The sequence below is a fragment of the Streptomyces sp. NPDC048172 genome (assembly GCF_043202595.1).
Classification (GTDB): domain Bacteria; phylum Actinomycetota; class Actinomycetes; order Streptomycetales; family Streptomycetaceae; genus Streptomyces.
Genome location: NZ_JBIDAT010000001.1, coordinates 518,083 through 544,769, shown reverse-complemented (window position 1 = coordinate 544,769; position 26,687 = coordinate 518,083). Strand labels below are relative to the sequence as shown.

Below are 26,687 nucleotides of genomic sequence, written 5' to 3'. Positions count from 1 at the left end.
GCGCCCAGAAATTCCCTAAGGCCGGGATGCGTCGCTTCTCGATGGCAGGCGACAGAGTGGGATGAATACCAGATTCAGAAACTAGCAGAAATACTCTTCGGTCGATTCGCCAAGGAAAGTGAAGGCGATTCAGCAGATCGCCTGACAGGCGACGGGGATCCCAATACCCTGTGACCAGTACATGTAGGTCCCCGGGGGCGGGCACCCCCGGGGACCGGGCCGATCACAAGGATTGACCCGCCAGTCGTAGGAGGACTGACATGGGCAAGAGTACCGTCATGCGCGGGCGCAAGGCAGCACGCGGCGTGGTTCGGGTAGCGATCTACCTTCGGGTCTCGACAGCGAGGCAGGTGGACGGCTACGGACTGGACACGCAGGAGCAACAGTGCCGGGCGTGGCTGGACTTCAAAATCGGACGCGGGCGATACAAAATCTTCAAGGTATTCGTTGACGGCGGCGAATCAGGAAAGAAGGACTCACGCCCCGATCTCGACTCAATGACGAAGGCGATAGAAGACGGCCTAATCGACCTTGTGGTTTTCGGTAAGCTCGACCGCATCGGTCGCACCATGGAGGATATTCACCTCTGGGTGTTCAACGCGACCAAGCATCACAAAATCCGTGTTGCGACGGCAGATGGCCGACTCGACAGCGACGATGAACTTTTCGGAATCATGCTCAGCCTGCTTTCATACATGGCAGAGCTGGAGCACACGCTCATTCTTGAGCGAACCAGCGGCGGACGCTATCAGAAAATCACCGCTGGCGGCTGGCCCTTGGGGCAACCGCCGTTCGGCGTCACCCTCAGCGGGAAGGGCAGAAATGCTGTACCGGTTCTCTGCGAAGATGAAATTCGCGTCTTCGAGGTCGCGACTAACCTGCTCGTGGACCTCGGGTATTCACGGGATGAATCCGCAGAATATTTGAACAATCTGGGGTTCCGCACACGCAATGGCCTCCCCTGGACTGGCGCTAACCTCGCGAAGCGTCTCGACTCGACCGCTCTCGACGGGTATGTAGAATTCCGCATTGAGCGGACCAGCGGCGACGACGAAGATCAGGTATTCGAGGTATTCCGGATCGATGTTCCTCGCCCGATCAGCGATCCACAGCGTGTGGAAGCTCTCCGCAGGGCACTCAAGCGGAAGTCTTTCCAGAAGCAGAATCGCGCCTACTACCTACTGTCGGGGCGGTTCCACTCCGTGTGCGGCGGCTATTACACCGGCGGCAAATCCTCAAGTTCGCCTATTGCTTACTACCGATGCATGGGTAAGCGCCTAGGGCTCGATTGCTCATGTTCTGAACTCCCGGCACCGGACGTCGAAAAGGCCGTCTGGGCAGAAATTCAGAAACTCCTCTCCGACGTCGAAAAATTCCGCGCCTTGGCCGCAAAGTGGCTAGGCGCCATTCCGACACGCGCCGAGACGTACAGGCGGCGCCTGGCAGAGCTTGACGCGGAGATTGAGAAAAAGAGGGCCAGCCGTAAGGGTCAACTCCTCGAAAAGCTCTCCAGCCTCCTAGAGGACGAGATGGGCGAAGGTGCCGGGGATGCCATCGACACGGAAACAGTGCAGGAGGTGAAGAAAGCTCTACAAGCCAAGGAGGACGAACTCACAGTTGAACGTGAGCGGGTAGCGCGCTGGCTACGGGAGGCCGAGGAACAGCAGCAGCGGGCAGACGAGATCATCGCCCAAGTGGAAGCGCAGGCGACGAAGATTGAGTCCTTCTCCATCGTGCAACGTCGTGACCTGCTCGAACTGTTGGACGTTCGCGTCCACGTGACGGGCAAGGGGAGCCCTCGACGTAAGGGCATCGCTGACCCGCTGGCGGAGTGGCACAGGGAGACGAACACCCCGGTCCCTCTGCCCGTGACAGATGAGCAATGGGAAGCGATCGACGCACTTCTACCGACCTCACGCCAGCAAGGAGCCTCCAACCGAGACATGTTCGATGCCATCACGTGGAAGCTCCGCACCGCCGCACGGTGGACAGAGGTGGAGGTCTCAGGGAACTCGTGGCACGCGGTTAGGCGGCGGGCGGAAGCCTGGCGCACCTCTGGAGCCTGGCAAGCGGCCATAGAGGCCCTGGCGGTCTCTGACGGGGCCCCTGTGCCGCCCCTCATGATCCTGCCGCCTATGGAAGTCACAGGGAGCGTGGACCCGCAGTTCGCGGCGCTGGAGCTGGAGGACGCGGAGGCGCAGGGCGACGGGCGAAACCAAAACCATACTCACGCACAGGCTTCCCCGAAATCGTCCTTTTCGGGCTCATCCAGCCCGTGATGTTCGTGATCCTCTTCACCTACGTCTTCGGCGGCTCCATCCAGGTCGGCGGCTCGCTCTCCTCGCAGGACTACCGCGAGTTCCTGATGGCGGGCATCTTCGCCCAGACCGTCACCTTCGCGACCGCCGGTGCGGGCGCGGGCATCGCCGAGGACATGCACAAGGGCCTCGTGGACCGCTTCCGGTCGCTGCCCATGGCGCGCGGCGCGGTCCTCACGGGGCGTACGCTCGCGGACCTGGTGCAGACCGCGCTCACCCTCGTGGTGCTGGCGGGCGTGGCCCTGCTCATCGGCTGGCGCACCAGTGAGAACGCGGGCAAGATCCTCGCGGGCTTCGGCCTGCTGCTCCTCCTCGGGTACGCGTTCTCGTGGATCGGCGCCCTCATCGGGCTCTCCGTCCGCACCCCGGAGGCGGCCACCTCGGGCGGGCTGATCTGGCTGTTCCCGCTGACGTTCATCTCGAACGCCTTCGTCGACTCCAACAACCTGCCGACGTTCTTCCGGCACATCGCCGAGTGGAACCCGTTCAGCACCACCGTCCAGGCCTGCCGCGAGCTGTTCGGCAATCTGCCGCCCGGCTTCGAGGCCCCGGACGCCTGGCCCATGCAGCACCCGGTCCTGGCCTCGGTGATCTGGTCGGTCGTGATCCTGCTGGGCTTCCGTACGCTCGCGGTCCGCAAGTACCGCCGGGCGGCGGGCTGACCGTTACGACGTGAGAGGGGGCGGGCCCGCGGGCCCGCCCCCTCTTCCCATGCCGTCCTCAGCGCAGGTTCAGCGCCCCGGTGACGGTGCCGAACAGGTCGGTCTGGTTGGTGACGCCGAGCACGCGGTCGGAGTTCGGACCCTGGGCCGCGATGCGGACCTGGGTGCCGGTGTGCTCCTGGGCCTTGGCCGGGTCGTTGTTGGAGTAGCTGACCTTCAGCTGCTGGCCCTCGTCGGTGACGAGCGTCGAGGAGAGGCCCGCGGGCTTCGCGTCGACGGGCACGATCTGGCTGGCGTGGCCGTGGTCGGCGGTGGTCACCACGAGGGTGTCCGGGTGCTTCTTGGCGTAGTCCCGGGCGACCTTCACCGCGCGGTCGAAGGCGGCCGTCTCGCCGATCTGGCCGCAGGGGTCGGCCGCGTGGTCCTGCTTGTCGATCGAGGCGCCCTCGACCTGGAGGAAGAAGCCCTTGCCGTGCTTCTTCCCGTGCTTCTTCGTCTTCTGCTCGGCCTTCTGCTTGGCCTCCAGCAGCTCGATGGCCTTGCTGGTCTGGTTCTCCAGCGAGGGCGTGCCCTTCGGGCGCTCGGGGTTGGAGGTGGTGCAGCGCTGCGGGTCGGTGCCGCCCTTCGCGGCCTTCTTGCCGGTCCACTCGACGGGCACGTTCTCCGGCGCGAACAGGCCGAGCAGCGGCGTGCCCGGCTTCGCCTTCGCGAGCCCCTTCTCGTCGGTCACCAGCCCGTACCCGGCCTTCTTCGCCTGGTCGAGGACGGTGCCGCCCTTGTGCGGGCCCTCGCCGATCTTCTGGTCGAAGCGGCCCTTGCCGCCGCCCATCAGCACGTCGGCGCCCGTGGTGACGGTCTGCTCGGCGATCGAGCCCTTGCCGCCCTTGCCCAGCGTGTCGTCCGGGCAGGTCTTCATGTCCTCGGGGCCCTGGCAGTCGCGGTCCGTCACATGCGCGTCCTGCACGGCGGGGGTGGCGTCGGTCAGCTCGGCCGTGGTGACGTTCCCGGTGGCCAGGCCCTTCTTCTTGGCCAGCTCCAGCATCGTCGGCACCGGCTTGTCGGTGTGGGTCTTGGAGATCCGGCCGTTCACCGTCTTGTGCCCGGTGGCCCAGCCGGTGCCGCTGGCCGCGGAGTCCGTGACGTAGTCGGGCTTGCCCTTCTCGTCCACGGAGTACGTGGTGTAGGCGCCGGTCTTCGGGAAGCGGTCCATGTTCAGACGGCCGTTCGCGCCGACCGTGTAGTCACGGGCGAGGGTGATCTCGGAGTCGCCCATGCCGTCGCCGATGAGCAGGATCACGTTCTTCGCCTTGGTCCCGTGGGCCGCGGCCGGTGCCGCGGGGCTCTCGGGGGTCGCGTAGGCGAAGCTCGGGACGGCGATGCCGACGGCCAGCACGGCGGCGGTGCCCCAGGCCAGACGGCTTCTCGTGAGACGACGAACGGGCATGTGTCTTCCTCCGGTGACGGGGTGGCGTAACGGAGGCAAGACCAACAGGCTGCCCTATACAACCAATGCCCTATGCATGGACATAGGGTGAACGGGCTCCCATGCCTCCCCATGCGAAACGACCGGCCCCCCGAAGGGGAACCGGTCGTTCCGGATGAAAAGGGGAGGCTTCTCAGCCCTCTCAGTCCTGGTACGGCTTGGCCTTCAGGATCTTGACCGAGGCCATCTTGCCGTTGGGCAGCTCGTACTCGGCGTTCTGGCCGACCTTCTTGCCGTTCACACCGGTGCCCAGCGGTGACTGCGGCGAGTACGTCTCGATGTCCGTGCTGGCGTACTCACGGGAGGCGAGGAGGAACGTGATGGTGTCGTCCTCGTCGCCGTCGAAGGCGATCGTGACCACCATGCCCGGTTCCACCACCCCGTCGTCCGCCGGAGCCTCGCCCACCTTGGCGTTCTCCAGGAGCTGCTGGAGCTGGCGGATCCGCAGCTCCTGCTTGCCCTGCTCCTCCTTGGCCGCGTGGTACCCGCCGTTCTCGCGGAGGTCGCCCTCTTCGCGAGCCGCCTCGATCTTCTTAGAGATCTCGCTGCGTGCAGGACCCGACAGGTGCTCCAGCTCGGCCTTGAGCTGGGTATACGCCTCCTGGGTCAGCCAGGTGACGTTGTCGCTGGTCTGGGTCACAGGTGCTCCTCGTCGGTACTGGGGATATAAAGCAACGCCCTACCAGGAGGCTGCGCCTTCTCAGGTGGGCGAAACCACGAGCTTAACAATTCCGGCGGAAAAGGGAAGAAGGCCAGGGCTCCGTTCCTGGTCAGAAGCCTGGTCAGAAGCCTGGTCAGAAGCCCGGTCAGAAGCCCCTCGCCGGAGAGACCACGCCCAGCGGAGCCTGCCCCTCCGCCACCCGGCGCACGTTCTCCTCGACCCGCGCGGCGAGACCCCGCCAGTAGGAGGGGCGCGGATTGGCGGAGTGCGGCGTGATCAGCACCCGGTCCAGCTCCCACAGCGGATGCTCCGCGGGCAGCGGCTCGGGGTCGGTCACGTCGAGCGCCGCCCCGCCGATCACGCCGTTCTTCACGGCCTCGGCCAGGTCGTCCGTGACGACGAGGCTGCCGCGCGCGACGTTCACCAGCCAGGCGTCCTCCCGCATCAGCGCGAACTCGTCCGCGCCGAACATCCCGCGCGTCTGAGGCGTCGCGGGCGCCGCGACGACCACGTGGTCCGCCTCCGCCAGCACCTCGCGGTACGCGGCGCGCGGCACCGTCCGTTCGGCGCCCGCGACCGGGCCGCTGTCCGAGACCGCCAGCACCCGGCAGCCGAACGGCTCCAGCAGCCGTATCAGCGCCCGCCCGATGCCGCCGCAGCCGACGACGGCGACCGTCGAGCCCGCGAACTCCCGCGTCGCGGGCGGCCCCCAGCTCCTCGCCCGCGCCGCCTGGGGCAGGCCGCGCGCCGCGGCGAGCATCAGCGCGAGCGCGTGCTCGGCGACGGGGGTGCCGTAGGCGCCGACGGCCGTGGTGAAGACGGGGTCGTCGGTGATCACCCCGGCCTCCATCCACGCCTCCACGCCCGCCGCCGGGAGCTGCACCCAGCGGATCCGGCCGTGCAGGCCGTGCAGGCCGTGCAGCATCCCGCGCAACTCCGCCGGTCCGCCGCTGCCGCAGTAGACGAGCGCCTCGGCCTCCTCCAGCGGCACGAGACGCCCGCCCGCACGGAGCACGGCCGCCGTCAGCGCCTCGACGGGATCGGGTCCTACGTGCACGGCAAGGGGCGTGGGCGTCATGGTGCGGGTACCTCCGGAGGAGCGGGCGGGACGGGACGGGGCGTACGTACGTACACGGTGCGAGGGCGATCCGTCAGCGGCCCTCACCGGCACCGGCACCGGCGCGGGCGTGGGCGAGCGCGTCGAGCAGGGCCGCGACCCGCTCCCCCGCGGCGGCCGGGCCGCCCGAGGTGAGGGCCGCGCCCATGCCGCAGGCGACGGCCCCGGCGGCGATCCAGTCGGGCGCCGTCGCGGCGGTCACGCCCCCGGTGGGGATCAGCGGCGCCTGGGGCAGCGCGGCCCGTACGTCGCGGATCCAGGACGGGGAGACGGCGGAGGCCGGGAAGAGCTTCAGCGCGTCCGCGCCCTCCTCCAGCGCGCGGACGATCTCGGTGGGGGTCGCGACACCGGGGAAGACGGGCACGCCGTAGCGGTGCCCGGCACGGATGACCTCCGGGCGCAGGCCCGGCGAGACGAGGAAGCGGGCACCGGCGTCGACGGCGGTCCGCGCGGCCGTCGCGTCCAGCACGGTCCCGGCGCCGACCAGCGCGTCCGGGCGGGCCGCGGCCAGCTCCGCGACGGCGCGTGTGGCGTCCGGCGTCGTCAGCGCGACCTCCACCGCGCGCAGGCCCGCGCCGAGCACGGCCTCGGCGGCCTCGCGGGCCTCGTGCGCGGAGTCGGCGCGCACGATGCCGAAGGCGCCCTGCGCGGTGATGGCCCGGGTGAGTTCCCATCGGTACATGTGGTGCGGCTGCTCCTCGTGCGGCGGCGTGTGGCGGGTGTACCCCCGCGCACACCTGCCCGCTCGCGCCGGGCTCAGACCTGCGACCTGCGACGCGCGCCCTGCGTCGTCCGGCGGCCCTCGTCAGGTGGCTCGTCCGGCGGCCCTCGTCAGGCGGTCCTCGTCAGGCGGTCCTCGTCAGGCGGTCTCGCAGCCGACCAGCTCGGCGCTGGTCGCGCGCCCCACCGTACGGAGCGAGAACACCGCGTCGACGCGGGACTTGTCCTTCTCGACGGTTACGTCCTTGCGGCCGACCTCGGCGCCGCTCTCCGCGCGGGCCCGCAGCGTGCACACGCCCGCGACGCCCGCGTCCTTGCGCACCTCCAGGTGCACCTCGACCGCGCTGTCCGAGACGACCTTGAACTTGATCATCTCGCCGCTGACGTCCTCACCCGAGACGTAGGAGAAACCGGCCCAGGCGACGAACGCGAGCAGCAGGGCGCCCAGCGCGGAGCCGACGATCTTCAACCGCCGGTCCGTACGGGCCTCGCCGTCCGCCGCGGTGCCGGAACCGGAGCCGCTCTTCCGCCCGTACCGCCCCTCGGGAACCCCCTGGCGCACATCGACCATGGCTGGTTCCTCTCACAGGCTCGTCCCGAGTCACGACAGAATCCGGGAATACATCACGGTGCCGGTTCGGTCACTATAGAAGCCGCCCGCGACGCTCCACAGACCAGGGCCGAGGCGGGGCCGCTTTGACCTTACGAGGAATGAGTCTTGACTGAGCAGCTGCGACTGATGGCCGTGCACGCGCACCCCGACGACGAGTCGAGCAAGGGCGCGGCGACCATGGCGAAGTATGTCGATGAGGGGGTGGACGTGCTGGTCGCGACGTGCACAGGCGGAGAGCGAGGCTCCATCCTCAACCCCAAGCTCCAGGGCGACACCTATGTCGAGGAGCACATCCACGAGGTCCGCAAGAAGGAGATGGACGAGGCCAGGGAGATCCTGGGCGTCCAGCAGTCCTGGCTCGGCTTCGTGGACTCGGGCCTGCCGGAGGGCGACCCCCTCCCGCCCCTCCCGGAGGGCTGCTTCGCGCTCCAGGACGTCGACGAGGCGGCGGGCGCGCTGGTCAGGCTGATCCGCGAGTTCCGCCCGCAGGTCATCACGACCTACGACGAGAACGGGGGCTATCCGCACCCGGACCACATCATGACCCACAAGATCTCGATGGTCGCCTTCGAGCACGCGGCGGACACCGAGAAGTACCCCGAGGCCGAGTTCGGGCCCGCCTGGGAGCCCCAGAAGCTCTACTACAACCAGGGCTTCAACCGCTCCCGCACCGAGGCGCTGCACAAGGCGATGCTCGACCGCGGCCTCGACTCGCCGTACGGGGAGTGGCTGGAGCGCTGGGAGAAGATGGGCATCCCGGAGCGTTCGCTCACCACCCACGTGCCCTGCTCCGAGTACTTCGAGATCCGGGACAAGGCCCTGATCGCGCACGCGACGCAGATCGACCCCGACGGGGGCTGGTTCCGGGTGCCGATGGAGGTCCAGAAGGCCGCCTGGCCCACCGAGGAGTACGAGCTGTCGAAGTCCCGTGTGGAGACCTCCCTCCCCGAGGACGACCTCTTCGCAGGCATCCGCGACAATTAACGGTATGAGCGCGACGCAGACGGCACACTCGGCGGCGGTCCAGCTCCTTCCCCTGGCGAAGGAGCTGGACGAGAACAAGGTCACACCAGGCGTCCTCGGCTTCATCGTCTTCGCGGTGATCGGCCTGGCCGTGTGGTTCCTGATGAAGTCGATGAACAAGCACATGAACCGCGTCGACTTCGAGGAGAAGCCGGCGGAGAAGGATCCGTCGCCCGGAGCCCAGACGAAGGACGCGGCGCCCTCCACGTAGGGCGCGCGGGCGCGTAGGGCGCACAGGGCACGTAGGGAGCCCGGAAAGGAAGCACCCATGCTGTTCGGCAGGTCCAAGAACCATCTCCCCACCCCCGAGGAGGCCCTGAAGGGCCGCCCGGAGCCCGCGTACACGGTCCCCGAGCGCCACACGGTCCTCGGCACCCCGTTGCAGGGCCCCTACCCCGAGGGCCTGGAGACCGCCGATTTCGGCATGGGCTGCTTCTGGGGCGCGGAGCGGGTCTTCTGGCAGACGGAGGGTGTCTGGACGACCCTCGTCGGTTACCAGGGCGGACACACCCTGAACCCGTCCTACGAGGAGGTCTGCTCCGGCCTCACGGGCCACACGGAGGCGGTCCGCGTGATCTTCGACCCGTCGAAGATCACGTACGCCGAGCTCCTGAAGCGGTTCTGGGAGAACCACGACCCCACCCAGGGCTTCCGCCAGGGCAACGACGTGGGCACCCAGTACCGCTCCGCGGTCTACACCCACACCCCGGAGCAGGCCGCCACCGCCGAGGCCTCCCGCGACGCCTACCAGCGCGTCCTGAAGTCCTCGGGCCACGGCGACATCACCACCGAGATCCTCCCGTCCGAAGGCCGCCCCTTCTACGCCGCCGAGGCTTACCACCAGCAGTACCTCGACAAAAACCCCGCAGGCTACTGCGGCATCGGCGGCACGGGCGTCTCCTGCCCGGTCGGCATCGCCCCCGCGGCGGACTGACGGCGAGCGGGATGCGTCTCCCGCCCGACGCGGCAGCGATCATCACGGCGCTCCTCCCACCCGGCACCCCGGGCCGGGAGGAGCTCCTCCGCCAGCTCCCGCACACCCACGTCGTCCGCCGCTGCGGCTGCGGCTGCGCGACGCTGGACCTCACCGTGGACCGCACGGCCGCCTCCCCGGCGCCCGTGGAAGACGGAGACGCGGCCTCCGCCTCGTTCCGGCCCCCGGCCCAACTCACGGCGGCAACCATCGTCCTGCTCACCTCCGACGGCTACCTCTCCTGCCTGGAGGTCTACTCGGTCTCGGACACTCCGATCACCGCATGGCCCGCACCGGACGCCCTCGTACTGGAGCAATAACCGCTCGCCTACGCCCCCTCGCTCACCCCGAGGTCCTTACGCATCACGCGGCGTAGCTCCGCGATCGCGGCGTCGTAGGCGTCCTCCAGTCCCACATACGCCGCGCTCTCAGCGTCGGCGCCCTCCACGAGCCGGTCACGGGTGTCGCGGAGCAGCTTGAACGCCGTGCTGGACGCGGCGATCACTTCCTGCGGCGCCAGGATCGCGAGCTGGTGCCGCAGCTCGTACGCGCCGGGCGCGAGGAACAGCTCGCGCACCCGCGCCCCGCGCTCCTCCCCGGACAGCCCGGGATCGTTCGCGGCCTCGTTGAGCGCGGTCCTGATCCGCGAGAGGGCCGCGGAGTACTCCGCGTACAGCTGCTGCCGCGTCTCCAGCGCCCGGTCCTCCCGCTCCCTCCGCCACCGCAACCGGTCGGCCAGCAGAGTCGCGCCGACGCCGATCCCCGCCCCAAGTGCCGTACTGACAGGCGAAATCCACTCCACGGCGCAGGAGCATAGGCCGCGCCTGCCGCGTCTGCCGCCGGTGTGCGGCGTACGGCGTCGCCGGCCACGGGCGAACCCGCGGCGGCGAGGGGTGCGGCCCCGGGGTTCCTCGGGGCCGTGCACACGGCTGTGCTCGCCGCCGCGGGGGCCGGTCACGCGCGCCACGGTCCGGGGCAGGGCGCGTGGCGGTGGGGGGTCAGTCGGCTGCTGAGACGGCCGTGTCGAACTGTTCGGCCATCGCGTGGTAGCCCGTGTCGTTGGGGTGGAGGTGGTCGCCGCTGTCGTAGGTGGGGGCGAGGAGGTCCTTGTCGTCGGGGGCGGCCATGGTGCGGTCCAGGTCGACTACCTCGTCGTAGGTGCCGGAGGTGCGGATCCAGTCGTTGAGGGCGTCGCGCTTGGCCTCGCCGCGTGCGGTGAAGTACTGGGCGTCCTTGAAGGGGAGGAGCGTCGCGCCTATCACCTTGAGGCCCGCCGCCCTGGCCTGAGCGGCGAGGTCGCGGTGGGCCGCGATGAGTTGGGCGACGGAGACGTCGGGGATGTCGCCGCCGGGGCGGCCCAGGCCGATGTCGTTGATGCCTTCCAGGACGATGACCGTGCCCACGCCGGGTTCGGCCAGGACGTCCTTGCGGAAGCGGTCCACGCCGCTCTCGCCCGTGCCGGAGGTGCCGGTGGTGATCATGTTGCCGCTGATGCCGTGGTTGAGGACGCCGCGCGGGCGGCCCTCGCGGACGTAGCGCTCGGCCAGTTCGTCGGGGTAGCGGTTGTCGGCGTCGACCGTGGCCCCGTAGCCGTCGGTGATTGAGTCGCCGAATGCGACCACGCCGTCACGGCCTCCGGCGCCGCGTTCGCCGCGGACCTCGGCGCCCGCGAGGTAGTACCAGGACTCGGAGGTCTCGGTGAAGGCCGTGCCGCTCTCGTCGGAGCGGTGGTCGCCCGAGGCGCGGTAGCTCGTGGCGACGGACGTCATGTGGTACGTCGCCGGGCCGGTCGGCTCGGCCAGGTAGAGGGTGACGGTCAGCGACTCCAGGGGGCTGACCCGCATCCGTACGGCGTCGCTGAACGTCTTCCCGCCCGCCGGGATCGTCACGGAACCGCGCTTCTTGAACGTCAGCGGCCGTACCGTTCCCTTGCGTACGGACGCGCCCTCGCCGGTCCGTGCGACGGTGGCACCGGCGATCTTCAGGGCCGAGGCGCCGTAGCGGTTGGAGAGCGCGAAACGGGCACTCGTTCCGCCCTCGCTGACGCGGATCACCTGGCGTACGGTCTGCCGGTCGAATCCCTTCTCCGACCAGTTCGGGAAGAAGCCGGGGCCCGGGGGCTGGACGGAAGTCGACCAGCTGCCCTGCCACGGGGGTACGTTCGCGGGCGATGCGGCCGACGCGGGCCACAGGGGCACGGCCAGCAGCGCCGCCGCCGCGCTCAGCGCCATCCAGCGGCGGGCCCCGCGGGGCCCGCGGGCCCCGCGGGCCCCGGTCCGTGACCGTAATCGGGATCTCTCACGCATGAGTTCGCTCCTTCGTTCGCTCTGCCCGGTCGTCGCGCATCAGTTTCCCCACCTGTCCCGCTTTACTCTGCCTTGTAGCTTCAGTCGGCTTCAGTCGGCCAATTCCGTCGATGTTCTCGGCGAGAGGCACGGGGCGCTCTACCATCCCCGCATGCTGGTTCGACGAGCGTTACAGGTGGTATTGGCTGTCTCCGTGGCCCTCGCCGGAGCGGCCGGAGCGGTCGGGACGGTCGGGAGCGGAGTGGCGACGGCGCAGGACGTACGGCACGTACGGCCGCAGACGCTGTACTACAACCACGCATACGGCGTCCTCGACCGCGAGACGGCGGACGCGATCGAACACTCGGAGTACCTCCGGGAGTTCGCCAACTTCCAGGTCCGCACGATGACCGGTTCCGACGGCCGGACGTGGACGGGCCGCTATCTGCTCGGGCGCGAGACGTATCTGGAGCTCTTCGGGGCCGGGGACCTGCCCGGCCAGGACGGCGAGATCGGCGCCGGAGGGATGGGCGTCTCCGTCGAGCGCGAGGGGCAGCTCGCGCGGGTCGTCGACCGGCTGCGCGAGCTGGGGGTCACCGACCCCGTCGAGTTCCGGCAGACGCGGGACTTCGGCGACAGCGTGCCGGTGCCGTGGTTCGACGCCGTGTTCACCACCGACCGGTACGACGCCTTCGGCGCCTGGGGCATGGAGTACCGCCCGGAGTACTTCGCCGACCCGCGCAGCGGCACCGAACCGCCCGGCCACCCCGGCGACGTGGGCCGCGAGCGCTACCTCAACGACGACTACCGCGACCGCCTCCTGCGCGACATCACCTCGGTCCGGCTCGCCGTGACCGCCCGCGACCTCGCCAACACCGTGCCGCTGCTGCGGGCCGGAGGGTTCAGGATCCGTTCCACGGAGGGCGGGGGCGTCGTCGCGCGCGGCGGCGGCACGACGCTCCGCTTCGACGCGGTGCCGCGCGCGAAGGCGGGCCTGAAGCAGGTCGGGATGTCCCTCAACCGGCCGGTGAAGGCCCCGCGCGAGAAGCGGATCGGCAACTCCACGCTCACCGTCGGCCCCGGCGCCCGCGCGGTGTGGACGTTCGACGGGCCCGCGTAACGCAGAGGGGGCGGCTGCGAGACTCCTCCCGTGGGATTCGGGACGTACGCACGGAAGGTGCGGGACGAGGCGCTCGCCCCGCACGTGCGCCACGGGGCGCTGCGGTGCGCCGTGGAGCGGTACTGCCCGCTCGGGTTCCACGCCACCTGGGCCTACGTGACGGCCGAGTCCCGCCCCTCGCCCGCGTCCTCCTCCGGCCTGCGGCGGGACATGGCGGCGCTCGTACGGGCGCTCGACGTGCTGGAGGAGAGCCGGGCCGTCTGGCTCCGGGACGTCGCCGCGTACGCCGCCGTACGGCGGGCCGAGAAGACGGCGGGGCACCGTGTGCCCCGCCGGACCGGCGCTCCCCTGCTCGCGCCCGGTGGGCGGGCGCGGCCCTGCTGGCCCGGTGCGGACGGGCGCGGGCCCTCGCGGCTGGGGATGGTGGCCGCCGTCGCGGACCGGTACGCCGCGTTCCGCGCCGCGCCGGGGGCGCTCGCCGCCTGTGCCGCGCTCGACGCCTGTGCCGCCGAGTACATCGCCACGCTGGGACGGCCGGGCGAAGACACCCGTGACGAACTGGGGCGCGTGCTCCGGGAGTTGGAGGCGCGGCCCCCCGTCGACACGCTCTCGTGGGTGCAGTTCGCGCGGCTGCTGGACTACGCGGCCCGAGTCGAGGCCCGGTAGCCGAGGCCCAGGAGGCTCGCCTCCGGGACGGGCGCCCCGTCGGGGCCCGGCGTCAGCAGGACCGTGGTGACGCGGGCGCGCTCGCCGGGGAAGAGCCTCAACTCCCCCTCCGGGAGCGCCACGCGCCACTCCTCCCCCTTCCGCACGGGTTCGGGCAGCGCGAGGGCCCCGGCCGTCCAGCGCGCGTCCTCCTCCGGGGTCGGGGTCTCGACGAGGAGGGCCTCGACGGTCGCGTGGGCCCGTTCCGGCTTACGGGCGTCGAGCAGCGCCGCGCGCTCCTCCCGCGTGCCCGGGTAGGTGAGGACGAACGGGCGCCAGGCCGGGCCGTCGACGGGCCAGCCGATGTCGTACGAGATCGTGCCCTCGCCGCGCGGGAAGGTGGGGACGACGTGCTCGACGCGGGTGCCCATGGCGCGCATCCGGGCCACGGCCTCGGCCGTGTCCGGCACGATCACGCCGACGCCGACCGCGGCCCCGCCCTCCGCCGCCGCGGCCCGCAGGTCGGGGGCGAAGTGGCGGGCCTGTCCGGCGTAGGTCGAGGTGGTGTACGCCGACTCGTCGTTGAGGCGAAGGAGTTCGACGTAGCGGGTGCCGTCCGTGCGCCAACTGCCGTTGCTGAAGCCCAGGTCCGGGGCCGCCGGGGCCGCGGCGCGGGACGCGGGGAGGCCCGCCTCCCGGTACGCGGCGACGGCCGCGTCGAGGTCCGGCACGACATGGACCAGGTGGTCGAACGCGGGGCCGTGGAAGGTGAGATCTTCGCGCACGGGCGCTTCCCTTCGATCAAGAGACTTAGGGAAGCCTCACCTTAGTGCACCCTCCAGATCCTCCCACAGGTCGTCCACGTGCTCGATGCCGACCGAGAGCCGGATGGTGCCCTCGCCGATGCCCGCCGCCGCCAGTGCCTCGGGCGTGAGCTGGCGGTGCGAGGTGGTGGCGGGGTGCATGACGAACGTACGGACGTCGCCCAGCGAGGCGTTGCGCGAGGCCAGCCGGAGCGCGTCCATGACCTTCCGGCCCGCGTCCCGGCCGCCCGGCACGTCGAAGGAGAGCAGCCCGCCGTGCGCGGCGAGCAGCCGCCGGGCGACCTCGTGGTCGGGGTGCGAGGGCAGGCCCGGGTAGTGCACGGCCGGGACGGCGGGGTGGGCGGCGAGGCGCTCGGCGAGGGCCTGCGCGTTGGCGCTGTGCCGTTCGACGCGCAGGCCGAGCGTCTGCGAGCCGCGCAGGGCCAGCCACGCCGCGAACGGGTCGAGGACCGCGCCGTGTTCGAGCGAGTGCCGCCACACCCGGCGGTGGACCCCGGCGTCCTTGAAGACGGCCACGCCGCCCACCAGGTCCGCGTGCCCGCTCAGGTACTTGGTCGCCGAGTGCAGGACGACGTCGGCGCCGTGCTCCAGCGGACGGCACAGCAGCGGCGAGGCGAAGGTGTTGTCGACGACGGTCAGGACGTCACCGCCCGTCGGCGCCCCGTCCAACGCCCCGCTCAGCGCCGGGATGTCGGCGACGCGGGTCATCGGGTTGGAGATGGTCTCCAGGTAGAGGACGCGGGTACGGGCGCGCAGCGCGCCGCGCACCTCGTCGGCGTCCCGCCCCGACACGTACGTCACCTCCACGCCCCACCGCTCCGCGAGGTCGGTGAGCAGGGCGTACGTACCGCCGTACAGGCTCTCCTGGGCGATCACATGGTCGCCCGGGGAGAGCAGCGCGTGCAGCGCCGTGCTGATGGAGCCCATCCCGGACGCGGCGGCCAGCGCGGCCGCGCCGCCCTCCAGTCCGGCGACGGCGTCCTCGAAGGCGCGCACGGTGGGGTTGCCGTAACGGCCGTACAGGAAGGCGCCGTCCGGGGAGTCGAAGGCCGCGACCAGCTCGTCCGCCGAGTCGAACGAGAAGAGGTGGCCCTGGTAGAGCGGGGTGGTCAGCGGCGCGCTGCCCTCGGGCTGGACGACGGGCGCGTGGACGGCGCGGGTGTAGGGGTGCGAGTGCTCTGCGTACTGCGTCATGTCCGTCAGTCTTCGGGAAATTGGGTTGCCCTGACAGAGCCAATCGCGCAGATTGGTCCTCCTATGACTTCCACCACGGCTCCCCGCGAACGCGTCGCCGCGCTCGTGGCCCGGCTCGGCCGCTGGTCCACCGGGCGCGGTCCGCTCTATCTGCTGCTGGCCGCGCGCTTCCGGCAGCTCATCGACGAGGGCGTGCTGCGCCCCGGCACCGCGCTCCCGCCCGACCGCGCGCTGGCCTCGGCGCTGGCGGTGGGGCGTACGACGGTCGTCGCGGCGTACGAGGCGCTGCGCCAGGAGGGCCGGATCGTCCGGCGGCAGGGCAGCGGCACCCGCGTCGCGGACGTCGCGCTGGCGCCGCCCGACGAGCGGCTGGCGGCGGGCGACGCGACGTCCAACCCGCTCTTCCTGCACCTGCTCGAACCGCCCGACGGCGTCATCCTGCTCAGCTGCGCCTCCCCCGAGGGCGCGCCGCCGGAGGTCGCCCGCGCGTACGCGGGGATCACGTTCCCCGCCGCCGACCTCGGCTACCACCCGGCGGGGCACCCCGCGCTGCGCGCCGCGCTGGCGGACCGCTTCACGGCCCGGGGCCTGCCGACGGGGCCGGAGCGGATCCTCGTCACGACCGGCGCGCAACAGGCCCTCTCGCTGCTCACCCGGCACCTCGTCGCGCCCGGCGACCCGGTGCTGGTGGAGGCGCCGACGTACCCGGGCGCGCTGGACCTCTTCCGCGAGGCGGCGGGCGTGCCGCTGCCGGTGCCGACGGGCCCCGAGGGGGTGGACGTGGCCGTGGCGGTCCGGATGATGGCCGCGCACCGGCCCGCGTTCGCGTACGTCATCTCCCGCTTCCAGAACCCGACGGGCGGCGTGCTGCCCCCGCTGCCCGCGCGGCGCCTCGCGGCGGCGGCGCGCGAGCACGGGGTGCCGCTGGTGGACGACGAGGTGCTTGCCGAACTCCCCCTCCACCACGAGGAGTTCACCGGCCCCCCGCCGCTCGCCGCGCAGGACGGCGCGGGGGACGTGCTCACCATCGGCTCGCTCAGCAAGGTCGTCTGGGGCGGGCTGCGCATCGGCTGGCTGCGCGGGCCCGCGCCGCTCGTCGCCCGGCTCGCGCGGCTCAAGGCCGTCCACGACCTGGGGACGGACGTCCCCGCGCAGCTCGCGGCCGTGGAGCTGATCGCCGGGCTCGACGCGCTGCGCGCCCGGCGCGTGCGCGAACTGCGCGCCCGGCACGACCATCTGCGCGCCGAGCTGACCCGGAACCTGCCGTCCTGGCACTGCCCGCCGGTCCGGGGCGGCCAGACGCTGTGGGCGCGGCTGCCGCAGGGCGACGCCGTCGCCTTCGCGCAGGTCGCGCTCCGGCACGGGGTGGCGGTCCTGCCCGGCGCGGTCGTCGACCCGACGGGCGCGAGCACCCGCTGCCTGCGCCTGCACTTCCTCTCCTCCCCCGCCGAACTCACCGAGGCGGTACGGCGCCTGGCGACGGCCTGGCGGTCGTACTCCGCGGAGCCGTACTCCGTAGAGTCCCCGCATGGACTGGATCGAGCGGGCCGGACGCCTGAAGCGGTGGACGCGCGACGATGAACGGGCGCCGCACAAGCCACTGTTGATGCTCTACGCGCTGGGCCGCTTCCAGCAGGACCCGGACGGCGCGCTGCGCTACTCGGACGTGGAACGGGACCTGCACGGCCTGCTGCGCGAGTACGGGCCGCCGCGCGCCACGACCCCCGCGTACCCCTTCCACCACCTGGCCAACGACGGCGTGTGGGAGGTGCGGACCGACGACGGCGGGGGCAGTCCAGGCCCGAAGGTGGGCGCGCTGCGCGAGAGCGGCGCCGCCGGGCGGCTCGTGCCGGAGCTGCGGGACGCGCTCACGCGCGAGCCCGATCTGCTGGGGCAGCTCGCGCACACCCTGCTCGGGCTGCACTTCCCGCCGTCCCTGCACGCGGACCTCGCGCTGGACGCCGGGCTCGACCTGGAGACCGCGGACGCGCCGCGCGGCGTCCCGAGAGAGGTACGGGACCGGCGGCGGGCGGCGGAGACGCGGAGGCGGGTGCTGGCGGCGTACGCGTACCGGTGCGCGTTCTGCGGCTTCGACGGGAAGCTGGGGAAGCGGCCGGTGGGGCTGGAGGCCGCGCATGTGAAGTGGTGGGCGTTCCGCGGGCCCGACGCGGTCGCGAACGGGCTGTGCCTGTGCGCCCTGCACCACAGGCTGTTCGACAACGGGGCGCTGGGGCTGGGGCCGGGGCCGGGGCCCGAGCGGCGGATCCTCGTCTCGGACGCGTTCGGCGGCACGGGCGCGGCGGCCCGTACGCAGGTGCGGGAGCTGCACGGCCGCGAGGTGGCGGCGCCGGAGGACGGGAGCGAGCCGGTGGCCGAACCGTACGCGGACTGGCACCGGCGGGAGGTGTTCAAGGGCGGCGGACGAAAGAGCTTGACCCTGACCTAACAGGAGGCTCGACGATCCTCGGCATGAGCACCTACACCAGCCCCGTCCCCATGCCCGCCGACGACGCGGAGGCCCCCGAGGTCTGCCGCGAGGTCTACGGCATGCCGACCTACCTCCATGTGCCCACGCCCGATCTCGCGGCCTCGGCGGACTTCTGGGTCCGCGGGCTCGGCTTCGTCGACTTCTACACGCTCCCCGGCCAGGTCACGCACCTGCGGCGGTGGGCCTTCCAGGACGTGCTGCTCGTGCCTGGCGAGCCCGCGGCCGGGACCGGGACCGGGACCGGGACTCCGGCGACTGGCATCGCGTTCTCCTGCGTCCTCGGCCAGATCGAGGAGATCGCGGAGGCCTGCGAGAAGCTCGTGCCGGGCTGCGTCAGCGGCCCGGAGGAGATGCTGTGGAACTCGGTCGAGCTCACGGTCGTCACGCCGGAGAACACCCGCGTCGTGATGACCGCGGCGCGCCCCATCGAGCCGGGCGGCCCCGCGGAGACCCGGCTCCGCGAGGCGGGGTTCGACTTCGACCTCCCGGACCGGAGTGCGTGACACTGGCCGTATGACGTACGCCCGTGAGGAGCTCCCGTCCGACGGGGCCGGGCGGCTGCTGACCGTCGGCCGCGCCGCCGCGCTCGTCGGGGTCAGCGTGAAGACGCTGCACCACTGGGACGCGATCGGCCTCGTCCGCCCCAGCGGGCGGACGAGGGCGGGCTACCGGGTGTACGCGGACGAGGACATCGCCCGCGTGCACCAGGTCCTCGTCCACCGGGAGACCGGGCTCTCCCTCGCCGAGATCGGCCGCATCCTCGACTCGCCGGACGCCGACACGCACGGCCGGCTGCGCCGCCAGCGGACCCAGCTCATGGAGCGCATCTCCCGCCTGGAGAAGATGGTCGGCGCCGTCGACCGCATGCTGGAGGCGTCCCGCAGGGGGATGCGGCTGACCCCGCGCCAGCAGGTCGAGATCTTCGGCGACGACTGGCAGCCCTCCTGGGTCGAGGAGGCCGAGGAGCGCTGGGGCGAGACCGCGCAGTGGGCGCAGTACGCGGAGCGGGCCGAGGGGATGACGCCGGACGACTGGCGGAAGGTCACGGCCCGTACGGAGGAGCTGAACGCCGACTTCGCCGCGGCGCTCCGCGACGGCGTCGCGCCCGGCTCCGGGGCGGCGAACGTCCTCGCCGAGCGCCACCGCGCGCTCATGTCCACGTACTTCGACTGCACGCACGCCATGCAGGTCTGCATGGCGCGGCAGTTCACCGGCGACGGCCGGTACGCCGCGTACTACGACACGATGGCGCCGGGCCTGAACGACTGGCTGCGCGCCGCGATCGACGCGAACGCGCGGGCCCACGGCGTCGATCCGGAGACCGCGAGCTGGCCGTCCCCGGAGGCGTGAGGCACGACCGGGCCGCCGCCAGCGTCGCCGCCAGCGCGAGCAGCCCCGCCGCGAGGGGAAGCGGGGCCCGCAGCGGGACGGTGACCAGCGCGCGCACGGCGTACGCGAAGGACATCACGGCGACCGTGCCGCTCAGCACCAGCACGCGGTGCCCGCACGGAAACCTCACCGGTACGGGACGCGGCCGGGGGGACCGGGGGCGACGACGCGGCTGTGCTTCTTCTTCTCCTCGGGGTCGCTCGCGGGCTCGTTGGCGTAGTCGATGCCGGTGGCGACGAGCGAGACGGGGAGGCCGAAGACCTTGGTGCCGAGCTTGCCGAGGCCGCTGAGCGTGTTGCCCGCGGTGGTCAGCGGGCCCGGCGCGCGGTGGGCGCCGCTGCCGCCGCCGTGCTTCTCCAGGCCCTTGCTGCCCTCCCCGGTGAGAAAGGCGGGCAGTCCGCCGAGGAAATAGCCGGGCACCTTGTTGAGCTGGCTCTTGTCGCCGCCGGGAATTCCCGCGTATCCCGCGCCGCCCTCGACGAGAGAGGCCCCGCCATTGATCCATGACCGGTAACTCAGAAAGGAGACGGCGTCCTTGGCGGGCCCCGGCAGCGGAATGGTGTCGGGCCGGGTGTATTCCGCGACGGCGTCCTCGGTCTCGCCGATCGCACGGACCGCGTCCATCGACGCGTAGCGCGTACGCCCGAATGCGTGCGGGTCTCCGCCGTGGCTCTTCCGCAGCGCGGTGGTGATCGAGGTGTCGAGTTCGGCCGCCTCGCGCAGCAGCGCATTCACCCGGCCCTCGATCCGGTCCTTCTCCCTCTCGGCCTTCTCGTCCTTCTCATCCTTCTCGTCCCTTCCTCCGTCCTCCCCGGCCACGCAGGGGAAGGAGCAGGTGACGGTCCCGTCCCGGTTGTCGAGGATGAGGACGCCCGCCTTCCGCGCGTCGGCGTCGCGCAGCGTCTCCAGCTCGCCCCGGATCCAGCCGAGGTCGGTGCACGCGGTGTCGAGAACGAGCTGCACGCTGCTCGCCTCGCGCAGCGCCGCCGCGAACCCGTCCGTCGTCACCCGGACGAACTCCCTGGTCACATCGGCGTTCACACCGTCCCAGCGGGCGCGTTCCGAGCGCTTGCGCAGGCCGTCGCGGGCCTCGCCGACGAGCGGGCGCAGGGCGCGGACGACGGCCTTCCAGTCGGCGACGGCCTGGGTGAGCGCGGTCAGGTCGAGCTGGAGGATGTCGTCGTAGGTGGGTCGCGCGGCCATGGTCAGGCGCCGCCGAGGTAGTCGTAGATCTTCGACGTGGGCGGCGTGCGCCGTCCGGCGCGGCGCATCGCGTCACCGATGTCCGCCTCGTCCCGCGCGTGCGCCTTCCGGGAGAAGTCGAGGTGGTCGGATATCCGGGCGCACGCCTGGAGCAGGGTGCGCACCTGGGAGTCCCAGAGCCGCAGCGTGGTCCGCAGCTCGTCCCCCATGCCGAGATTTCCCCGTACGAGCGCGGAGGCGGCCCTTTCGCAGGAATTCCCGCTGTCGGCGCCCTTTCTCAGTCTGCTGTGGAGCGTGAAGGCCGCGTTGCCGACCTTTCCCAGGTCGTCCCTGTGGACCACGAGGCCGGGCCGGTATCCCGCGCCGAGCCCTTTTCCCGTGGATCCGGCGGACCCCGCGGATTCCTTGACGCGCGCCCATTCCTCGTCGAACGACATGTCCCGCACGCTATCCACGCGCCGGACACCGGAATACGGATCACGGGGAACCTTGATCCCCCGCTGACGCCTCCCTAGCGCTCCGAGCACCCGGACGACCCGAGCACCCGAACGACCCGAACGACCCTCGCCAGTGCCCTACAGCAAATAAGCGGTTGCCTAGGCTTCCTAGGCACGGTTAGCGTCCCCGCATGAGAGCCGCACGTGAACCGGAGATCCGCGCCTCGTTCGTGAACTGCTCGCGGGGCGAGGCCAAGCGCCTCACCGTCCCGCGCGACCTGGACGCACGCCCCTGGGACGACCTCGACTTCCTGGGCTGGCGCGACCCCGGCGCGCCGGACCGCCGCTATCTCGTGGCCGAGCGCGAGGACCGGCTGATCGGCGTCGTCATGCGCGTCCCCTCCCAGCCCCGCGAGGCCCGGCACCACACGATGTGCTCGGTCTGCCTGACCACGCACCCGGGCGACGGCGTGACGCTGATGGCGGCGCCCCGGGCGGGCAAGGCGGGCCGCGAGGGCAACACCGTGGGGGCCTATCTGTGCAACGACCTCGCGTGCTCGCTCTACGTACGGGGCAAGAAGACCCCGCCGACCGGCGGGCGCCTGAAGGAGTCCCTGTCCCTGGACGACCAGATCGCCCGCACCCGCACCCACCTGTTCACGTTCCTGGACAAGCTGAACGCCTGAAAGGACCCCCCATGCCCCAGCCCGAGCCCGAGCCCCCGTCCTTCTCCGTCCCGGTCACCGTGCGGGGCTACGAGACGGACGTCCAGGGGCATCTGAACCAGGCCGTCTACCTCCAGTACGCCGAGCACGCGCGCTGGTCCCTGCTGCGCGCGGCCGGGATCGAGCAGACGGACCTGGTGGCGGCCGGGGTCGGGCCCGTCGTGCTGGAGACCACGGTCAAGTACCTGCGGGAGCTGCGCGCGGGCGACGACGTGGAGATCAGCTGCGCCTTCGAGTGGACGGAGGGCCGGAAGGTGCACGCCGTACGGCAGACCCTCCGCAAGGCCGACGGGACCCTCGCCGCCACGGTCGACGCGGTCGGCGGCATCCTCGACCTCACCACGCGCCGCCTGGTCGAGGACCCCCGCAAGCCCCTGACGGAGCTGGCCTCCGACCCCGCGGTGCTGGGTCTCGTGGGCTGACGAAAAGGGCGGGGCCCGGACCCCCGTAGGGATCCGGGCCCCGCCCTCATGACGAGCATGCCGAGATCAGGCGTGGTGGCTCAGACGGCCGAGCCGGCCTTCCACTTGGCCCAGTCCATGTTCCAGCCGTTGAGGCCGTTGTCGGGCTGGATGGTCTTGTCCGGGGAGCCCTTCATGACGACGACGTCGCCGATGAGCGAGTTGTCGTAGAACCAGGCGCCGTCGGTGCCCGAGTCGCCCGCACCCTTCGCGTCCTTCATGCCGACGCAGCCGTGGCTGGTGTTGCCCGAGCCGAAGGGGGCACCCCAGTAGTTGCCGTGGATGAAGGTGCCGGAGGTGGACAGGCGCATGGCGTGGGGCACGTCCTTGATGTCGTACCCCTCGGCGCCCTTACGGCCGAATCCGACCGTATTGCCGTCCATCCGGGTCTCCTTGTGCTTCTCGGAGATCACCATCTTGCCGTTGTACGTCGGGTTCTTGGCGCTGCCCGCGGAGATGGGGACGGTCTTGATGGTCTTGCCGTCGCGGACGACCTTCATCTTGTAGGTCTTCGCGTCCACCGTGGTGATCTGCGACCGGCCGACGTTGAAGGTGACGGTCTTGTCCTGGACACCGGTGATGCCGTTGCCGCCCTTGACGCCGTCGAGGTTGAGGTCGACGGTGATCTTGGTGTTCGGCTTCCAGTAGTCCTCGGGGCGGAAGTCCAGCCGGTCGGTGCCGAACCAGTGGCCCACGATCTCCTGGCCGCTGGTCGACTTGACCTTGATCGCGGACTGGACGGCCTTCTTGTTGGTGATCTGCTTGTCGAAGGTGATCGACACCGGCATCCCGACGCCCACCTTGGCGCCGTCCTCGCCCGCGTAGGTCCCGATGAAGCTGTTGTCCGGCGAGACGGTGGAGAACGTCGAGTTCTCGACGGCCTTGCGGCCCTCGCCGTCCTTCGCCTTCGCGGTGACCTCGTACTTCGTGGCCCGCTCCAGCGCCTGCTTGGGCTTCCAGGACTTGCCGTTCGCCGCCAGCTCACCCTCGACCTGGGTGCCGCTCTGGGCGGCCTTCATGGTCACGCTCGTGAGCTTGCCGCCACTGACGGTGATGTTGCCGCCGGTGTTGATGCTGGCGCTGTCCGAGCCGTCCTTGCCGGTGATCTTTATTCGCGCGTCCGACGCGCTGTCCTTCTTGCCCGATATCTCGGACTTCGCCGCGGAGCCGTCGTCGCCGCCGTCGTCATCGCCGCCGAACATGCCGCAGCCGCTCAGCGTCAGAACGCCGCCGAGCAGTACGGCCGTCGCCGCAATGCCTTTCCGACGCTTCCCCACCGTCATCACTGGCCTCTCCATTTACCCTCGGAACCCCATGTCTCCCCGATTTGACGCGGACGGCTGTGTACGCCCGCACACCATCCGAAACCGGACATGCGCACCCCAGCACTACACAAGGGAACGCAAACGTGACTATGACCGGTTCCACTTTCGGTGAAACTGTGGGGTAGGACACTCATTCGGGCCATACGCCGCGCTCCCGCAGGTGAGCGGAATGACGGCTTCCTTTCGGAGCCTCCCTGTCAGTAACATCGGTGCCCGTACGGTCAGTTCACGCACCCCCGAGGGAGCCTCCCCGTGTCCGGATCCGGACTCTCCCGCCTCTCCGCGCATCGCCGCCCCCTTGTCACCGCCGCGGTGGCGGGCGGACTGCTCGCCGCTCTCTGGTTCGTCCCCTCCGCGAACGCGACGCAGGACGCGCCGAAGGAGCACCATCCGGTGAGCGATCAGCAGCCCGCCCACGGCCGCTGAGCTGCAAGAACCCAGCTGTCAGATCAGCTCGCCCGTCACGGACTCCACGGCACGCACCAGCGACCCCGTACGGACGAACTCCTCCGTGGTGCCCAGATCCGGCGCGAGGAAACGGTCCTCGCCCGGCCCCTCGGCGCCCGCCTCGCGCAGCGCCCTGACGACCGCGCGGCCCGCCTCGCCACCCGGCAGCGCGCCCGCGCCCTCGCGGATCTCCAGGGCCCGCGCCGCGGCGTAGAGCTCGACGGCGATCACCCGCGTCAGGTTCTCCACGGCGGTACGCAGCTTGCGCGCCGCGGACCAGCCCATCGAGACGTGGTCCTCCTGCATCGCCGAGGACGGGATCGAGTCGGCCGACGCCGGGACGGCGAGCCGCTTGAGTTCGCTGACCAGCGCCGCCTGCGTGTACTGCGCGATCATCAGCCCCGAGTCCACGCCCGGGTCGTGGGCGAGGAACGGCGGCAGGCCGTGCGAGCGGTTCTTGTCGAGCAGCCGGTCCGTACGCCGCTCCGCGATCGACGCGAGGTCGGCGACGGCGACGGCGAGGAAGTCCAGCACGTACGCCACGGGCGCGCCGTGGAAGTTGCCGTTCGACTCCACGCGCCCGTCCGGCAGCACCACCGGGTTGTCGACGGCGGCGGCGAGCTCGCGCTCGGCGACCGCGCACGCGTGGGAGAGGGTGTCCCGGCCCGCGCCCGCGACCTGCGGCGCGCACCGCACCGAGTACGCGTCCTGGACGCGCGGCGCCGCCTGCTGCCCGTCGGCGCCGGACTGGTGGTGCCCGGTCATGCCGGAGCCCTCCAGCACCTTGAGCATGTTCGCCGCGCTCGCGGCCTGCCCCGGGTGCGGGCGGATGGCGTGCAGCTCGGGCGCGAGCACGCGGTCGGTGCCGAGCAGCGCCTCCAGGGTGAGCGCGGCGGAGACGTCGGCGGAGGTGAAGAGCCGGGAGAGGTCGTCGCAGGCCATGAGCAGCATGCCGAGCATGCCGTCGGTGCCGTTGAGCAGCGCCAGCCCCTCCTTCTCGCGCAGCTCGACGGGCTCGATGCCGTGCGCGGCCAGCAGCTCGGCGGCGGGCGCGAGGACGCCGTCGGGCCCCTCCGCCTCGCCCTCGCCCATGAGCGTCAGGGCGCAGTGCGAGAGCGGCGCGAGGTCTCCGGAGCAGCCGAGCGAGCCGTACTCGTGGACGACGGGCGTGATGCCCGCGTTGAGCACGGCGGCCATGGTCTGCGCGACCTCCGGACGTACGCCCGTACGCCCCGAGGCCACGGTCTTGAGGCGCAGGAACATCAGCGCGCGCACGACCTCGCGCTCCACGCGCGGGCCCATCCCGGCGGCGTGCGAGCGCACGATGTTGCGCTGCAGCTGGGTGCGCAGGTCGTGGCCGATGTGGCGGACGGCGAGCGCGCCGAAGCCGGTGGATACGCCGTAGACGGGGTCCGGCTTGGCGGCGAGGTCCTCGATGAACCGGCGGGCGGTGCGCAGCGCCTCCAGCGCCTCGTCGGTCAGCTCTACGCGCGCCCCGTGCCGGGCGACGGCGACGACGTCCCCGGGGGTGACCCCGGAGGCCCCCATCCTCACTGTGTGCATATCCATATTCACGAACCCTAGTGAGTGAATGCCGTTCTGTCACGAGCGGGCGATCACCGCCCGCCTAGGTAGATTAGGCTCTGGCCTGGTCGACCTAGGTTCTGGACTCTGGAGGTGCCCATGCCGCGTGCCGGACTGTCGGCCGAGCGGATCACCTCCGCCGCCGCCGACCTCGCGGACACGGCCGGACTGGACGGCGTCACGCTCTCCGCGCTCGCCCGCGGCTTCGGCGTCAAGGACGCGAGCCTCTACTCCCACATCGGCGGCGTGCGCGACCTGCGCACCCGGATCGCGCTGCTGGCGACGCGCGAGATGACCGACCGCATCGCCGCCGCCGTCGCGGGCCGCGCGGGCCGCGACGCGCTCCGCGCCTTCGCCGACGCGTACCGGGCATACGCCCTGGAGCACCCGGGGCGCTACGCCGCCACCCAGCTCCCCCTCGACCCCGCCGCGTACGCGGACGACCCCGGCTTCCGCCGCAGCGTCGAGCTGACGTACGGGATGCTGCGCGGGTACGGGCTGGAGGAACCCGACGCGACCGACGCGGGCCGTCTGCTCCGCGCCACCTTCCACGGCTACGTGAACCTGGAGGCGTCCGGCGGCTTCGGCGCCCCCCGCCCCGTCCACGCCTCCTGGCAACAGGGCATCGAGGCCCTGCACCGTGTTCTGGCGAACTGGCCCACGTCCCCGTAAGCGGCACGGCGCCGTGCCGCCATGCGGCGGCTGCTGCACAGGGGCTGCCCCTGCCGGTGCGTCGCAGACTGCGAGCCGGGGCGGGTTGCTCGCGCAGTTCCCCGCGCCCCTGAAGCAGCCCCTTCGGGGCGCTTCGGGGCGCCACGGGTGCGCCCCGTCAGGGGCGCGGGACCGTGCCGATGTGCGGCTCCGCCGCGTGGGCGCGACCGCGCAGCGGAGCGCCCTTCAGGGGCGCGGGGAACTGCGCGCCCAGCCACCGGCGCAGCCGCAGACTGCACGGCACGGCCAGGGGCAGCCCCTGCTCAGGCCTGATCCGCC

At 71.4% G+C, this 26,687-nt stretch carries 30 protein-coding genes; 16 read left to right on the top strand and 14 right to left on the bottom strand.

The window, feature by feature from the left end:
- Positions 1–260 precede the first annotated feature (260 nt).
- Positions 261–2,279, top strand: a complete 2,019-nt coding sequence (locus ACGF3A_RS02585; RefSeq protein ID WP_393724983.1) for a recombinase family protein — start codon at positions 261–263, stop codon at positions 2,277–2,279.
- Complete coding sequence (locus tag ACGF3A_RS02580) at positions 2,276–2,980, top strand: ABC transporter permease (protein ID WP_393724981.1); 705 nt, start codon at positions 2,276–2,278, stop codon at positions 2,978–2,980. The genes ACGF3A_RS02585 and ACGF3A_RS02580 overlap by 4 nt, the downstream gene beginning before the upstream one ends.
- Positions 2,981–3,038: 58 nt before the next feature.
- Here the strand turns inward: ACGF3A_RS02580 and ACGF3A_RS02575 are convergent, their stop codons facing one another.
- From ACGF3A_RS02575 to ACGF3A_RS02555, 5 genes are all read right to left on the bottom strand, one after another.
- Positions 3,039–4,424: an alkaline phosphatase gene (locus ACGF3A_RS02575; RefSeq protein ID WP_393724979.1), complete on the bottom strand. Its 1,386-nt coding sequence runs from the start codon at positions 4,422–4,424 to the stop codon at positions 3,039–3,041.
- A gap of 181 nt (positions 4,425–4,605) precedes the next feature.
- On the bottom strand, positions 4,606–5,103 hold the full coding sequence (gene greA / locus ACGF3A_RS02570; protein ID WP_393724977.1) for a transcription elongation factor GreA: 498 nt from the start codon (positions 5,101–5,103) through the stop codon (positions 4,606–4,608).
- Between the two features lie 166 nt (positions 5,104–5,269).
- Positions 5,270–6,202 (bottom strand): D-isomer specific 2-hydroxyacid dehydrogenase family protein, encoded by a 933-nt coding sequence (locus tag ACGF3A_RS02565; protein WP_393724975.1) that lies wholly within the window; start codon positions 6,200–6,202, stop codon positions 5,270–5,272.
- A 73-nt stretch (positions 6,203–6,275) separates the two neighbouring features.
- The gene (locus ACGF3A_RS02560) at positions 6,276–6,923 is read right to left on the bottom strand and encodes a bifunctional 4-hydroxy-2-oxoglutarate aldolase/2-dehydro-3-deoxy-phosphogluconate aldolase (protein WP_393724974.1); all 648 of its coding nucleotides are present in this window, start codon (positions 6,921–6,923) and stop codon (positions 6,276–6,278) included.
- 177 nt (positions 6,924–7,100) lie between these two features.
- The gene (locus tag ACGF3A_RS02555) at positions 7,101–7,532 is read right to left on the bottom strand and encodes a DUF4307 domain-containing protein (protein ID WP_393724972.1); all 432 of its coding nucleotides are present in this window, start codon (positions 7,530–7,532) and stop codon (positions 7,101–7,103) included.
- 147 nt (positions 7,533–7,679) lie between these two features.
- Between ACGF3A_RS02555 and mca the strand changes: the two genes are divergently transcribed.
- Genes mca through ACGF3A_RS02535 form a run of 4 tightly spaced genes read left to right on the top strand, consistent with a single transcriptional unit; the run spans position 7,680 to position 9,890 of the window.
- Complete coding sequence (gene mca, locus ACGF3A_RS02550; RefSeq protein WP_393724970.1) at positions 7,680–8,558, top strand: mycothiol conjugate amidase Mca; 879 nt, start codon at positions 7,680–7,682, stop codon at positions 8,556–8,558.
- Between the two features lie 4 nt (positions 8,559–8,562).
- Positions 8,563–8,808, top strand: a complete 246-nt coding sequence (locus ACGF3A_RS02545) for a hypothetical protein (RefSeq protein WP_393724968.1) — start codon at positions 8,563–8,565, stop codon at positions 8,806–8,808.
- Between the two features lie 57 nt (positions 8,809–8,865).
- Complete coding sequence (msrA, locus tag ACGF3A_RS02540; RefSeq protein WP_393724966.1) at positions 8,866–9,531, top strand: peptide-methionine (S)-S-oxide reductase MsrA; 666 nt, start codon at positions 8,866–8,868, stop codon at positions 9,529–9,531.
- Between the two features lie 11 nt (positions 9,532–9,542).
- Positions 9,543–9,890 carry a hypothetical protein gene (locus ACGF3A_RS02535; RefSeq protein ID WP_393724964.1) on the top strand — a complete coding sequence of 116 codons (348 nt, stop codon included), beginning with the start codon at positions 9,543–9,545 and terminating at the stop codon, positions 9,888–9,890.
- 8 nt (positions 9,891–9,898) lie between these two features.
- Here ACGF3A_RS02535 and ACGF3A_RS02530 read toward each other — a convergent pair whose 3' ends face one another.
- Both ACGF3A_RS02530 and ACGF3A_RS02525 read right to left on the bottom strand, forming a co-directional pair.
- A complete protein-coding gene (locus ACGF3A_RS02530) occupies positions 9,899–10,372 on the bottom strand; it encodes a hypothetical protein (protein WP_393724963.1) in 474 nt (157 codons plus the stop codon).
- 196 nt (positions 10,373–10,568) lie between these two features.
- Positions 10,569–11,876 carry an SGNH/GDSL hydrolase family protein gene (locus tag ACGF3A_RS02525; protein ID WP_393724961.1) on the bottom strand — a complete coding sequence of 436 codons (1,308 nt, stop codon included), beginning with the start codon at positions 11,874–11,876 and terminating at the stop codon, positions 10,569–10,571.
- Positions 11,877–12,027: 151 nt separating this feature from the next.
- Here ACGF3A_RS02525 and ACGF3A_RS02520 point away from each other — a divergent pair, with 151 nt between their 5' ends.
- Positions 12,028–12,975 (top strand): DUF5829 family protein, encoded by a 948-nt coding sequence (locus ACGF3A_RS02520; RefSeq protein WP_393724959.1) that lies wholly within the window; start codon positions 12,028–12,030, stop codon positions 12,973–12,975.
- Between the two features lie 30 nt (positions 12,976–13,005).
- Complete coding sequence (locus tag ACGF3A_RS02515; RefSeq protein WP_393724957.1) at positions 13,006–13,641, top strand: hypothetical protein; 636 nt, start codon at positions 13,006–13,008, stop codon at positions 13,639–13,641.
- Here the strand turns inward: ACGF3A_RS02515 and ACGF3A_RS02510 are convergent.
- Both ACGF3A_RS02510 and ACGF3A_RS02505 read right to left on the bottom strand, forming a co-directional pair.
- Positions 13,614–14,405 carry a VOC family protein gene (locus tag ACGF3A_RS02510; RefSeq protein ID WP_393724956.1) on the bottom strand — a complete coding sequence of 264 codons (792 nt, stop codon included), beginning with the start codon at positions 14,403–14,405 and terminating at the stop codon, positions 13,614–13,616. The two genes, ACGF3A_RS02515 and ACGF3A_RS02510, sit on opposite strands and share 28 nt — an antisense overlap.
- Before the next feature lie 36 nt (positions 14,406–14,441).
- Positions 14,442–15,638: a trans-sulfuration enzyme family protein gene (locus tag ACGF3A_RS02505; RefSeq protein ID WP_393724954.1), complete on the bottom strand. Its 1,197-nt coding sequence runs from the start codon at positions 15,636–15,638 to the stop codon at positions 14,442–14,444.
- A 63-nt stretch (positions 15,639–15,701) separates the two neighbouring features.
- Here ACGF3A_RS02505 and ACGF3A_RS02500 point away from each other — a divergent pair, with 63 nt between their 5' ends.
- The 4 genes from ACGF3A_RS02500 to ACGF3A_RS02485 are packed head-to-tail and all read left to right on the top strand — an operon-like array spanning position 15,702 to position 19,476.
- Positions 15,702–17,219 carry a PLP-dependent aminotransferase family protein gene (locus tag ACGF3A_RS02500; protein WP_393724952.1) on the top strand — a complete coding sequence of 506 codons (1,518 nt, stop codon included), beginning with the start codon at positions 15,702–15,704 and terminating at the stop codon, positions 17,217–17,219.
- Positions 17,167–18,084, top strand: a complete 918-nt coding sequence (locus ACGF3A_RS02495) for a phosphorothioated DNA-binding restriction endonuclease (protein ID WP_393724950.1) — start codon at positions 17,167–17,169, stop codon at positions 18,082–18,084. The genes ACGF3A_RS02500 and ACGF3A_RS02495 overlap by 53 nt, the downstream gene beginning before the upstream one ends.
- A gap of 23 nt (positions 18,085–18,107) precedes the next feature.
- Positions 18,108–18,629 carry a VOC family protein gene (locus ACGF3A_RS02490; RefSeq protein WP_393724948.1) on the top strand — a complete coding sequence of 174 codons (522 nt, stop codon included), beginning with the start codon at positions 18,108–18,110 and terminating at the stop codon, positions 18,627–18,629.
- Positions 18,630–18,639: 10 nt separating this feature from the next.
- Positions 18,640–19,476, top strand: coding sequence for a MerR family transcriptional regulator (locus tag ACGF3A_RS02485; RefSeq protein ID WP_393724946.1), 837 nt, complete (start codon positions 18,640–18,642; stop codon positions 19,474–19,476).
- Between the two features lie 165 nt (positions 19,477–19,641).
- On the opposite strand, the gene ACGF3A_RS02480 is transcribed toward ACGF3A_RS02485, so the two are convergent.
- On the bottom strand, positions 19,642–20,718 hold the full coding sequence (locus ACGF3A_RS02480; RefSeq protein ID WP_393724944.1) for a hypothetical protein: 1,077 nt from the start codon (positions 20,716–20,718) through the stop codon (positions 19,642–19,644).
- A 2-nt stretch (positions 20,719–20,720) separates the two neighbouring features.
- Positions 20,721–21,155, bottom strand: coding sequence for a hypothetical protein (locus ACGF3A_RS02475; RefSeq protein WP_393724942.1), 435 nt, complete (start codon positions 21,153–21,155; stop codon positions 20,721–20,723).
- Between the two features lie 191 nt (positions 21,156–21,346).
- Here ACGF3A_RS02475 and ACGF3A_RS02470 point away from each other — a divergent pair, with 191 nt between their 5' ends.
- Both ACGF3A_RS02470 and ACGF3A_RS02465 read left to right on the top strand, forming a co-directional pair.
- Positions 21,347–21,841, top strand: coding sequence for an FBP domain-containing protein (locus ACGF3A_RS02470; RefSeq protein ID WP_393724940.1), 495 nt, complete (start codon positions 21,347–21,349; stop codon positions 21,839–21,841).
- Positions 21,842–21,852: 11 nt separating this feature from the next.
- Positions 21,853–22,302: an acyl-CoA thioesterase gene (locus ACGF3A_RS02465; protein WP_393724938.1), complete on the top strand. Its 450-nt coding sequence runs from the start codon at positions 21,853–21,855 to the stop codon at positions 22,300–22,302.
- An 80-nt stretch (positions 22,303–22,382) separates the two neighbouring features.
- Here the strand turns inward: ACGF3A_RS02465 and ACGF3A_RS02460 are convergent, their stop codons facing one another.
- Positions 22,383–23,624: an Ig-like domain-containing protein gene (locus tag ACGF3A_RS02460; protein WP_393724936.1), complete on the bottom strand. Its 1,242-nt coding sequence runs from the start codon at positions 23,622–23,624 to the stop codon at positions 22,383–22,385.
- Positions 23,625–23,918: 294 nt separating this feature from the next.
- Between ACGF3A_RS02460 and ACGF3A_RS02455 the strand changes: the two genes are divergently transcribed.
- Positions 23,919–24,092, top strand: coding sequence for a hypothetical protein (locus ACGF3A_RS02455; RefSeq protein WP_393724934.1), 174 nt, complete (start codon positions 23,919–23,921; stop codon positions 24,090–24,092).
- 18 nt (positions 24,093–24,110) lie between these two features.
- Here ACGF3A_RS02455 and hutH read toward each other — a convergent pair whose 3' ends face one another.
- Positions 24,111–25,682: a histidine ammonia-lyase gene (gene hutH / locus ACGF3A_RS02450; protein WP_393724932.1), complete on the bottom strand. Its 1,572-nt coding sequence runs from the start codon at positions 25,680–25,682 to the stop codon at positions 24,111–24,113.
- A gap of 114 nt (positions 25,683–25,796) precedes the next feature.
- Between hutH and ACGF3A_RS02445 the strand changes: the two genes are divergently transcribed.
- Positions 25,797–26,369 carry a TetR/AcrR family transcriptional regulator gene (locus ACGF3A_RS02445; RefSeq protein ID WP_393724930.1) on the top strand — a complete coding sequence of 191 codons (573 nt, stop codon included), beginning with the start codon at positions 25,797–25,799 and terminating at the stop codon, positions 26,367–26,369.
- Positions 26,370–26,526: 157 nt separating this feature from the next.
- Here ACGF3A_RS02445 and ACGF3A_RS02440 read toward each other — a convergent pair whose 3' ends face one another.
- Positions 26,527–26,652, bottom strand: a complete 126-nt coding sequence (locus tag ACGF3A_RS02440) for a hypothetical protein (protein ID WP_393724928.1) — start codon at positions 26,650–26,652, stop codon at positions 26,527–26,529.
- Between the last annotated feature and the right edge of the window lie 35 nt (positions 26,653–26,687).